Annotated in this window: 10 protein-coding genes and 6 tRNA genes; 11 read left to right on the top strand and 5 right to left on the bottom strand. The window is 28.8% G+C overall.

Going from position 1 to position 9,644, the window contains the following annotated elements; genetic code table 11:
• Positions 1 to 34: 34 nt before the first annotated feature.
• Positions 35 to 913, bottom strand: a complete 879-nt coding sequence (locus tag HRT41_02840; protein ID NQY22938.1) for a DMT family transporter — start codon at positions 911 to 913, stop codon at positions 35 to 37.
• 75 nt (positions 914 to 988) lie between these two features.
• Complete coding sequence (locus HRT41_02835; GenBank protein NQY22937.1) at positions 989 to 1,699, bottom strand: YebC/PmpR family DNA-binding transcriptional regulator; 711 nt, start codon at positions 1,697 to 1,699, stop codon at positions 989 to 991.
• Between the two features lie 431 nt (positions 1,700 to 2,130).
• Here HRT41_02835 and HRT41_02830 point away from each other — a divergent pair, with 431 nt between their 5' ends.
• Positions 2,131 to 3,000, top strand: coding sequence for a M23 family metallopeptidase (locus HRT41_02830; protein NQY22936.1), 870 nt, complete (start codon positions 2,131 to 2,133; stop codon positions 2,998 to 3,000).
• Between the two features lies 1 nt (position 3,001).
• On the opposite strand, the gene HRT41_02825 is transcribed toward HRT41_02830, so the two are convergent.
• Positions 3,002 to 3,142, bottom strand: a complete 141-nt coding sequence (locus tag HRT41_02825; GenBank protein NQY22935.1) for a hypothetical protein — start codon at positions 3,140 to 3,142, stop codon at positions 3,002 to 3,004.
• 117 nt (positions 3,143 to 3,259) lie between these two features.
• Between HRT41_02825 and HRT41_02820 the strand changes: the two genes are divergently transcribed.
• Together HRT41_02820 and HRT41_02815 are read left to right on the top strand one after the other, a co-directional pair.
• Positions 3,260 to 3,904 (top strand): HAD-IA family hydrolase, encoded by a 645-nt coding sequence (locus HRT41_02820; GenBank protein ID NQY22934.1) that lies wholly within the window; start codon positions 3,260 to 3,262, stop codon positions 3,902 to 3,904.
• A gap of 16 nt (positions 3,905 to 3,920) precedes the next feature.
• Positions 3,921 to 4,685, top strand: coding sequence for an alpha/beta fold hydrolase (locus HRT41_02815; protein ID NQY22933.1), 765 nt, complete (start codon positions 3,921 to 3,923; stop codon positions 4,683 to 4,685).
• A 208-nt stretch (positions 4,686 to 4,893) separates the two neighbouring features.
• On the opposite strand, the gene HRT41_02810 is transcribed toward HRT41_02815, so the two are convergent.
• Positions 4,894 to 6,015 carry an aminotransferase class I/II-fold pyridoxal phosphate-dependent enzyme gene (locus HRT41_02810; GenBank protein NQY22932.1) on the bottom strand — a complete coding sequence of 374 codons (1,122 nt, stop codon included), beginning with the start codon at positions 6,013 to 6,015 and terminating at the stop codon, positions 4,894 to 4,896.
• A 154-nt stretch (positions 6,016 to 6,169) separates the two neighbouring features.
• Between HRT41_02810 and HRT41_02805 the strand changes: the two genes are divergently transcribed.
• From HRT41_02805 to HRT41_02770, 8 genes are all read left to right on the top strand, one after another.
• Entirely contained in the window at positions 6,170 to 6,919 is a 750-nt protein-coding gene (locus tag HRT41_02805) for a hypothetical protein (GenBank protein NQY22931.1), read from the top strand.
• Positions 6,920 to 6,927: 8 nt separating this feature from the next.
• Positions 6,928 to 7,389 carry a hypothetical protein gene (locus HRT41_02800; GenBank protein ID NQY22930.1) on the top strand — a complete coding sequence of 154 codons (462 nt, stop codon included), beginning with the start codon at positions 6,928 to 6,930 and terminating at the stop codon, positions 7,387 to 7,389.
• Between the two features lie 98 nt (positions 7,390 to 7,487).
• A tRNA-Gln gene (locus HRT41_02795) sits at positions 7,488 to 7,562 on the top strand.
• 27 nt (positions 7,563 to 7,589) lie between these two features.
• Positions 7,590 to 7,674: transfer RNA gene (locus HRT41_02790), tRNA-Tyr, on the top strand.
• Between the two features lie 10 nt (positions 7,675 to 7,684).
• Positions 7,685 to 7,760: transfer RNA gene (locus HRT41_02785), tRNA-Phe, on the top strand.
• A gap of 46 nt (positions 7,761 to 7,806) precedes the next feature.
• Positions 7,807 to 7,893, top strand: a tRNA-Leu gene (locus tag HRT41_02780).
• A 187-nt stretch (positions 7,894 to 8,080) separates the two neighbouring features.
• Positions 8,081 to 8,169, top strand: a tRNA-Ser gene (locus HRT41_02775).
• 41 nt (positions 8,170 to 8,210) lie between these two features.
• A tRNA-Phe gene (locus tag HRT41_02770) sits at positions 8,211 to 8,286 on the top strand.
• 563 nt (positions 8,287 to 8,849) lie between these two features.
• On the opposite strand, the gene HRT41_02765 is transcribed toward HRT41_02770, so the two are convergent.
• Complete coding sequence (locus HRT41_02765; GenBank protein NQY22929.1) at positions 8,850 to 9,635, bottom strand: 2,4-dihydroxyhept-2-ene-1,7-dioic acid aldolase; 786 nt, start codon at positions 9,633 to 9,635, stop codon at positions 8,850 to 8,852.
• Positions 9,636 to 9,644 lie beyond the last annotated feature (9 nt).

The raw sequence follows: 9,644 nt of genomic DNA, 5'->3' as shown, positions 1-9,644 counted from the left end.
TCATATAATATTATATAACAATTTAATAAATTATTCAATTATTTTTTATCAGCTCTTTTATCAAATCTTTTGAAGATAATAAAGAACCAGAAACAATTAAAAAACAAGCCCAAAGTATACTATCATTAACACTCGCAAAAGAAAAAACAACCAATATTAAAGTAGATAATAAAGGAATAAGATAAGCCAAAGAACCAAGTAATTTTATATTCCCTTTTTTTAATGCATGATCCCAAAGGTAAAAAGCACCTCCAACAGGGCCTAGTCCCAAAACAATCGCAGCTAAAAATTCTACCAAACTGGGAAATACACTTTCTTCAAATAATAAATGACAGGCCAATGCCAATAAAGACGTTAACATACAAAAACCACTTACACTATAAGTAGGTATATCATGAAACGTTTTTGAAATAACAGAATAAGAAGACCAAGTAAGGGCAGCTGCAAAAGCAAAAGCATAACCATACAAATACTGCCATTCAAAATCAAAACGGCCATTTTTACTTAATAATATAACAGCGGCAAGTAAACCCAATAAGGAACCCAAAATATGATGCCATTTAAGTTTTTCATTGGGTAAAAAAGCGGAAAATAAAACAATAAATAAAGGCCACAAATAATTAATTAAGTTTGCTTCAAGTGCTGGTGCATTTTTTAATGCAAAAAAATAAAAAAAGTGATAACCAAATAAACCAAAAACGCCTACTAGCCAAACTTTAAGAGGAATTAAAAATAAATCTTTAATGTTTTTTTTGGCTTTTTTAAGCATTACATAACCAATTAAAGAAGAAACAAAAAAAGAAATACTTACCAATTCGAAGGGAGGGATATTACCTGTTAGGACAGTAAATGCAGCTAAAGTAGACCATAATATAATTGCAAGTAATCCAGTAAAATTACCATTTTTTCTCATAATTACTCTTTAACATTTTATTTTACAGTAAAAAAGAAAACTCTTTGTTTACTGTAGTTTTATAAAGGATTTTATCTAAGCGATATTAGTAAAAACAGATTGTACATCTTCATCGTCTTCTAATTTGCCGATTAATTTACCAATCTCTTCTAATTGTTCTTCACTAAATTCTTGAGGGTTATTTGAAATTCTTTGTAAAACAGCTTTTGTTAATTCAATGTTTAATGCTTCAAAAGCAGTATTTAATGAACCAAAGTCTGTGTAAGAAGAAGTAACAATTACCACACCATCTTCTTCTTCTATTTCTTCTAAACCTGCATCTATGAGTTCTAATTCTAATTCTTCAATATCCATATTTTCTGGTTTATTAAATTCAAAAATAGCTTTTCTATCAAACATAAATTCTAAAGAACCAGTTGGTGCTAAAGAACCTCCATTTTTATTAAAAATAACTTTAACATTTGCAACAGTTCTTGTATTGTTATCTGTTGCAGTTTCAACAAAAATCAAAGCCCCATGAGGACCTTTTCCTTCAAAGTTAACTTCTGCAAAATTTGTTGAATCTTTTGCACTTGCTCTTTTAATTGCAGACTCAATATTTGTTTTTGGCATATTTTCAGCTTTAGCATTTAAAATTGCAGTTCTAAGTGCTGAATTCATTTCAGGATCAGGAACGCCTGCTTTTGCAGCCATAGTAATTGCTTTTCCTAGTTTAGGAAAAATTCTTGACATTGCTCCCCATCTTTTTAATTTTGATGCTTTTCTGTATTCAAAGGCTCTACCCATCTTAACTCCATTTTGTCAATAATATAAATTTATGCGATTATATCAGGTTTGTAATAATAGTTGTATAAACCATGTTTTTATCTAAACAATATTTACGTTTTAATGAAAAGATTTCTTAAATAAAAATAACTTTTTGTTTATTGTAAAAGCACAGTTCTTAATACTATTTCTTATTTAATAAATAAAATATGCGTTTTTAGCTTAAGAATAAAAAGGCTTTATTTGGCAAAAGTAAATTATAACTATTATTTTAATACAATTTGTATATCAAATAATAAGGGTCAATAATGAATGTAATAGCTGAAATTTCTATTTTTCTTCTTGTAGTTTTTGTTGCTTATGGAATATATTCTTGGTCTACTGATAAAAGAAAAGAAAAGAAAAAAATGCAATTTAAATAAAAATTGTTAATTATTTTGTTAAAATGTTTTATGAAAAATTTTAAACAAATAATATGTCTTTTGATCCTAACTTCAAGTTTATACGCCAATGTACCCACCTTTAAAGTCTATAATACAAGCGCTAACAACGCGCAAACAGTATTAATTACCATAAATACAAGTAATAATATAAAGGATGTAAAACTCTCTTTAAATAAATTACATTTAAATTTTTTTAAAAATCCTTTTAAAAAAAATGAGTATTATTCTTTATTACCTCTTTCTTATTATAAAAAAATAAAAGAACATCGAATTATTTTCTCTTATGTAAAAGAGGGGAAAAGAATATTTACTTCTGAAAAAATAATTATTACAAAAGGCTTATACAAAAAAGAAATAATAAAAGTAAATAAAAAAAGAGTCAGCCTAAATAAAAAAGACAGTAAAAGAGCAAATAAAGAATATAAACAAGCTACTAAGATCTATAAAACAGTAAATAAAAAGATTCTGTGGCAAAAAGATTTTATTCTTCCACTTGAGAGTAAAATAACAAGTCCTTTTGGAACAAAAAGAATTTATAATGGTTCATTAAAGTCTTATCATTCAGGAACTGATTTTAAAGCCCCCAAAAATACAAAAATTCTAGCATCAAATGCAGGTAGAGTTGTTATTTCGCAGAAAAGGTTTTATGCTGGGAATTCTATAGTTCTTGACCATGGACATGGAATTTATACAGGTTATTACCATTTATCTACTTTAGAGAAAAAAGTAGGAGAGAGCGTAAAAAGAGGTGAACTTCTTGGATTATCTGGAAGTACAGGAAGAGTAACAGGCCCTCATTTACATTTTTCAGCCAAAGTACATGGGATTACAGTTGACCCCTTACAATTACTAAAAGTACTCAATATTTTAAATAATTAGTTTATTCTAATTCTTTGTAGGCTTTGTTAGCTTTTGCTTCTTGATATTGCGCCGCTTTATTATTGTAAGAACTTCTATCTTTAGAAGTACAAGCAATAAAAATAAATACTATAAAAGAAATACAGAAGATATTTTTTATCATTTTTTATCCTTTTAAATATACTTAATATCTTCAAGTGTACACTTGTTTTTTATAATATTTTATTAAATAAAGTTTTTTAAGCTTTTATTCTAGTACAATTCAAGAAAAAGACTTTTAATGAAAAAATATATTCTCTTTGATAATGATGGTGTCCTTGTAGAAACTGAAATTTGGTATTATGAAGCCAATAAAATAATACTAAAAACACTGGGTTTGGATTTAGAACTGCCTTATTATTTGAAAATTATGGCTAAGGGTGGAAATGCTTGGCAATTGGCTTATGAAGCAGGAATCTCTGAAGAAACCATTGTTCCTTATAGAAAAAAAAGAGATCTCATTTACCAAGACTTTTTACAAAATAAGAATATAGAAATTTCTGGGGTAACAAAAATACTTGAAGCTTTAAGTAAAAAATACAAAATGGCTGTCATTACTACCTCAAGAAGAGTAGATTTTGATCTTATTCATAAAAACAGAGACATCCTTCAGTATATGGATTTTACCTTATGTGTAGAAGAGTATGAAAAAGCAAAACCCCACCCTGCTCCTTATTTAGCAGGTCTTAAAAAATTTCAAGCCAGCAAAGAAGAAAGTATTGTAGTAGAAGATTCGCAAAGAGGATTAAGCTCAGCTTATGCTGCTGGAATTGATTGCATAATGGTAAAAAATGATTTTACCTCTAGCCATGATTTTTCAAATGCCCAATATTTTATTAATCAATTAAATGATTTAGAAGAGTTATTAGAAAATAAATTACACTAGTAAAAGAAGAAAAAAAATGTTAAAAGTTAGAAATATACTGTTTTTTTTTATACTCATGTATTTAGCAGGAGGAATATATTTATATATTTTTCAAAGAGATTTTATTTATTTTATACAAACAGAAATAAAACATGATGCTTTGGTACAAAATATCAAAATAAACAATGAGAATATTAAAATAATTGTTATAAACCCAAATAAAAACAAAGCCATTTTATATTTACCAGGCAGAAGTGAAACCGTTTCTAACAGAATTGATGCCTTTAAAAATAATTTTCCAGAACATACTGTGTATTTAGTTAATTATCGTGGTTATGGAGGAAGTTCAGGAAGTCCAAGCGAAAAAAACTTATTTAATGATGCCAAGTTTATTTATAAAAAAATACAAAAAGAGCATAAAAACATAATACTTATAGGAAGAAGTTTAGGAACAGGAATTGCTGCTTATTTGGGAGAAAAGTTTTCTTTTTCTAAAATAATATTGGTTACCCCTTATGATAGTATCATGGGCATGGCCAAAGATAAATATCCTTTTTATCCAATATCTTTCATTTTAAAAGATCATTATAATTCTCTTAAAAGAGTTAAAAATATTAGGTCTAAAACCTTAGTATTATTAGCAAGTAAAGATGAAACAATAGAAGCAAAATATTCAAATAATTTAATAAAAGCTTTTAATCCTAAAATACTTACGGTTAAAACAATTAAAGACTCAGGGCATAACAGTATTATAAAAAAAGAAGATTATTTTAAAGAAATGCGCTTATTTTTAGCACAATAAGTACAAGTGCTTAAATGATTCAAGGCTTAGAAATAGCCTAAAATGCTGTGATGTTTATAGATGATTCTTTTTATCTCTTTTAGAAAAGATTGTTCTAAGCGAAAATACTTAAAACTGAGGCTATTTTTATCTAGTACAGTGGTCATATAAGACTCCTTGTTCAAAGATTATTAAAACTTAATTATTATAGCCTCAAAAAAGACTTAAGTCAATTTTTTCTATTTTTTAAATATTTTTTTAAACGCTCTACCCCTATTTTTAAATGTTCTATATCTCTGGTATAAGCAAAACGTAAATAAACATTACTTTTGTTTTTCCCAAAATCCAAACCAGGCGTACAAGCAACTTGAATATTTTTTAATAATTCTTTTGCAAAAGAGAAAGAATCATTAGTATATTGGGATACATTAGCCCATAAATAAAAAGCCCCATCGGGTTTTGAATCTATATCAAAGATTTCATTTAATTCTTTATACAAATAATCACGTCTTTCTCGAAATATATCTTTTGAGTTTTTCAAATATTCATAATCAAAGGCTTGCAGTGCTCCATATTGAGATAGAGTTGGAGCCGATATAAATATATTTTGAGCAATAATTTCTGCTTGTCTGACATATTTGGGAGGAACAATAATCCACCCTAATCTAGCACCTGGCATAGCAAAATATTTTGAAAAACCATTTATGACAAAAACATTTTCATCAAACTCTAATGCAGTATGAGCGTTTTCTTCATACGTTAAACCATGATACAACTCATCAGAAATAAAAGCTATCTTGTTTTTTTTGCAATACAAGATAAGTGCTTTTAGATTTTCTTTTGTGTAAATATTTCCAGTAGGATTAGCAGGTGAGGATATTTGCAGTGCATCTAGGTCTTGACTTTCTAAGTGTTTAGGGATGAGTTGGTAATTAGTACTTTTATCTATATTCATAAATACAGGTTCAATATCAAGCATATGTGCAAAGTTTTTATAACACGGATAAGAGGGGTCACTTAAACCCAAACGATGTTTGTACTTTAAACTCAAGGTATAAGCCACCAAAAAAGCCCCAGAAGTCCCAGGAGTAAGTAGAATTTGATTTTCATTGATTGTGACATTGTATGTTTTTTTATAATGTTCTTTAATTTTAACTCGTAATGCTAATAAACCCATAGACTCTGTATATGAGAAACAATTGTCATTAATAGCTTCATGCAAAGCTTCTTTTACTTTGGGAGAAGGAGCTAGGTCCGGTTGTCCAATTTCAAAATGAATGGCATTGGGATATTTTTGGGCTTCTTTTACTATGTCCATTACAATAAATGATGTCATATTTTCATAACGCATTATTTTTCTCTCCCTAAGATTTAAGAAACTTCTTCTTAACTGGTTTTAATATAAGTATTTTTTAATTATATCTGCTTAAACTTTTCTATAAGCTCTTTGACCAAATAACTTAGCTAAAATTCAAAAAATAACAGCAAAAAGACAAAGGCAAAACATGCAATACTTTGGTGAACTACAAACAAAATACGAAGAAGTATTTCTTACACGTTCGTATATGTACTTTAATCGTGAAGATGAAGAAGAAATCACAGCAAAAGACTTAAAACAGAAAATTAAAACAGCAAAAGATCGAAAAAAGAATATCATAGGTACTGTATATATGTACAATCCTATTATTACACCAATGGGATTTGATACAACAAAGTTTTTATTGGATCAAGAATTTGATGCTTTTGATGAACTTATAGAACTAAAAGTTGAAAACTATATTACGGCTTATAAACAAGCAATGAAAGACACCTGTGTGGGAAAAATAGTTGAAATTAAAAATCTTTTTAATTTAAATGAAAAACACATAGACACTCCTTCTTTATTAGATAAATTTAATTCTGATTTAGAAAAATACATGTCGGCACAAAATACTGAGTTTGACAGAGATTTAATGTATTTAGATGCAGCAAACTTTATTCCAAGTGGTAAATTTGTTCTTTTTTCTTGGGGTGAGAAACTTAATAAAAAAGAATTTCCAAGTATTTATGATTATGCACAAATAGTTTATGACCACACGGTTAAATTGGGTAAAAATATTGTTTTTGTTTATAAAAAAGAAAAAACAATAGAGGGTTCTATTAATTTATTACAATTTCCAACACCTATGCACAATGTAAAATACAGAACAGACATCGCTTTTGCTTTAAAACTAGCATTTAAAGAATTTCCACCAACAACAGCATTTTATTTATAAGGTACAAAATGAACATTCCATTAACAAAAATACGAAACTTTAAAAACTTTATTGACGCATCAAGCTCATTAAAAGAAGAAGAAGGTAATAATATTTACCTTATTATCACAGCTATAGAATCTTACTATGAATTTGTAAGTGAATCTTTAATTCATGGAACATCTAGAAGTAAAACACAATTTAAATTACTTCAAGAACTAGAAGCTACAAAAGTGATTACTTTTGATGAATTTAAAATCATGGATGAAACAAGAAAACTAAAAAATGATTTAACACATAGATTGGATTTTTTACCTGATTTAAATACTTACCATAATTTTAATAACAACTGTAAAATTGAAAATATTCAAAAACCAAGTGATGAAAAGAATCAAAATGATGTATTAAAAGCTTTAACTTATTCTTTGGTTTCTGCTTATAAAAGCATTGATAAAAAGCTTTTTCCCTTAGTTGAAAAAGAATTATCGTAAAATTACAGTTTTATAGCCTTTATCCTTAATATCTAATGTTATTTTAAGGATAAAACGTTATTATTCCAAGCAACTTATTTAAGAGTAAGTTACGTGATTGGGGTATCGCCAAGTGGTAAGGCATCAGCTTTTGGTGCTGACATTCTCAGGTTCGAATCCTGATACCCCATCCATTTTAATGTTAAATAATAATTCAATCCGGGGAGGTTGGAGAGTGGTCAAATCCAAGGGATTGTAAATCCCTCGCCTACGGCTTCGAAGGTTCGAGTCCTTCTCTCCCCACCACTTTAATAGTGGCTCGATAGCTCAGTCGGTAGAGCAAAGGACTGAAAATCCTTGTGTCGACAGTTCGATTCTGTCTCGCGCCACCATTTGAATTTATTTAACATTATATTTTATATTACTACCATTAAAAATGCGAGCGTGGCGGAATTGGTAGACGCGTTGGACTTAAAATCCAATTCTGGTTTCAGAGTGTCGGTTCAATTCCGACCGTTCGCACCATGAACACTAAAAATAATGTTAAGACATTGTTTTTTTTGTGAATTTTAATATCATTTTATGATATAAAAAATTTAGTCCAATATTGACAGGAACATTATTGAGAAATGAAATGCATATTTCATTTTAGAAAACAAAAATCATAGACGATATGATTTAAATTTTAACTACTTCCTATAGTTATACGGTTGGAGAATTGACAGAGTTGGTCGAATGTACCGGTTTTGAAAACCGGCGAGGGTCACACCTCCGAGGGTTCGAATCCCTTGTTCTCCTCCATTATAAACTTACAAACAATCAAAACCTAATACTCATACAGTGGCTCGATAGCTCAGTCGGTAGAGCAAAGGACTGAAAATCCTTGTGTCGACAGTTCGATTCTGTCTCGCGCCACCACTTGATAACATTTTAAAACTGCATATCTTTTTTCTACTCATATACTATTTACTTATTTGCAAATTACATTAATAATTTATTAACAAAGTGATTCAAGTATGCGATTGTTTTTCTCATGGAAGAGAGGAATAAATATACAAGATTAAAAAACTAAGTATCAATTCTTTACTGCACGGTTTTAGCTCTAGAGAAATAAGGTTTAAAATCTCATAGTTAATAATACAAAACAATACCTAAGCACTCTTTTATAAAATGATATTTATCAAACAGTCAGATAAAACGTCATAATAGCTCAAAAGAAAGCTCTGGCATTTAAAAGTCCTAATATTAAGGGCATTGTGGAAGAAGAATAAAAGGGCGTCATAACACCTAGTTCTGTAGCAAAAAAATAAGCTCCTGCCTTTATTTTGATTCATATATTTATTTTAGATTATATTTTTAGAAATATGGAAATAATTTAAGATAAGACACGTCAAAATGCGTTTTGACTTAGAATATTAAAAAAAGAAGAGATTTATATAGATCTCTTCTTTTGTGCTTTAGCTTAGGGACTAAAGCACTGTTTAATACGAGGAGTTTTTTTCTTTGTTTTTGTTATGAAAAGCAGAAGAGACTTCATTGGCTGCTTTTATCATAAAGTTAGCATCAGAACCAACAGTTACAAAATCAAAACCAAGTACTTTCATTTTCAAAGCGTATTCCACCGTAGCATTATGAATACCTGCATATTTATTATATTTTTTAGCTGTTTTTAAAATATGTTTAATTGTTTCAAGAACAAAAGCTTCTTCTTGATCAAATTTTGGTTCATAACCTAAATTAAAAGACAAATCAGCAGGTCCAATATAAACAGCATCAATACCTTCTACACTTAAAATATCTTCTAAATTATCTAAGGCTTCTTTGGTTTCAATCATAGCTACTATTAAGATAGAATTATTAGCAATTTGCGCATAATTTCCTTCAAAAACATATTTCGCACGAATAGGACCAAAACTTCTTTTTCCCATTGGCGGATAATAAGAATATTCAACAAGTTTTTGCGCTTCTTCTTTATTATTAATCATAGGACAAATAATACCATCAACCCCCGCATCCAAAATTTTCATAACATGAGCAGGATCTAACCAAGGTACTCTTACCATGGTAGTAGTACTGGTAGTATTAATAGCCCTTAACATATCAACCGCTTTTAAATAATCATTAATTCCATGTTGCATATCTATTGTTAAAGAATCAAAACCTTGATGGGCCATTATTTCTGCACTAAAAGCTTCTGGCATAGACAACCAACCATTTAAGGTTGTTTGTTTATTTTCCCAGGCTTTTATAAGTTGATGGTTTTTCATTATTATTCC

The sequence above is a fragment of the Campylobacteraceae bacterium genome (assembly GCA_013215945.1).
Classification (GTDB): domain Bacteria; phylum Campylobacterota; class Campylobacteria; order Campylobacterales; family Arcobacteraceae; genus NORP36.
The sequence above is the reverse complement of the archived record's forward strand: the minus strand, read 5'-3'. Positions and strand labels throughout refer to the sequence as shown.

Coding starts and splice junctions, on each gene's coding strand:
- HRT41_02840 (NQY22938.1), bottom strand. CDS start 913: ATGAGAAAAAATGGTAATTTTACTGGATTACTTGCAATTATATTATGG.
- HRT41_02835 (NQY22937.1), bottom strand. CDS start 1,699: ATGGGTAGAGCCTTTGAATACAGAAAAGCATCAAAATTAAAAAGATGG.
- HRT41_02830 (NQY22936.1), top strand. CDS start 2,131: ATGAAAAATTTTAAACAAATAATATGTCTTTTGATCCTAACTTCAAGT.
- HRT41_02825 (NQY22935.1), bottom strand. CDS start 3,142: ATGATAAAAAATATCTTCTGTATTTCTTTTATAGTATTTATTTTTATT.
- HRT41_02820 (NQY22934.1), top strand. CDS start 3,260: ATGAAAAAATATATTCTCTTTGATAATGATGGTGTCCTTGTAGAAACT.
- HRT41_02815 (NQY22933.1), top strand. CDS start 3,921: ATGTTAAAAGTTAGAAATATACTGTTTTTTTTTATACTCATGTATTTA.
- HRT41_02810 (NQY22932.1), bottom strand. CDS start 6,015: ATGCGTTATGAAAATATGACATCATTTATTGTAATGGACATAGTAAAA.
- HRT41_02805 (NQY22931.1), top strand. CDS start 6,170: ATGCAATACTTTGGTGAACTACAAACAAAATACGAAGAAGTATTTCTT.
- HRT41_02800 (NQY22930.1), top strand. CDS start 6,928: ATGAACATTCCATTAACAAAAATACGAAACTTTAAAAACTTTATTGAC.
- HRT41_02765 (NQY22929.1), bottom strand. CDS start 9,635: ATGAAAAACCATCAACTTATAAAAGCCTGGGAAAATAAACAAACAACC.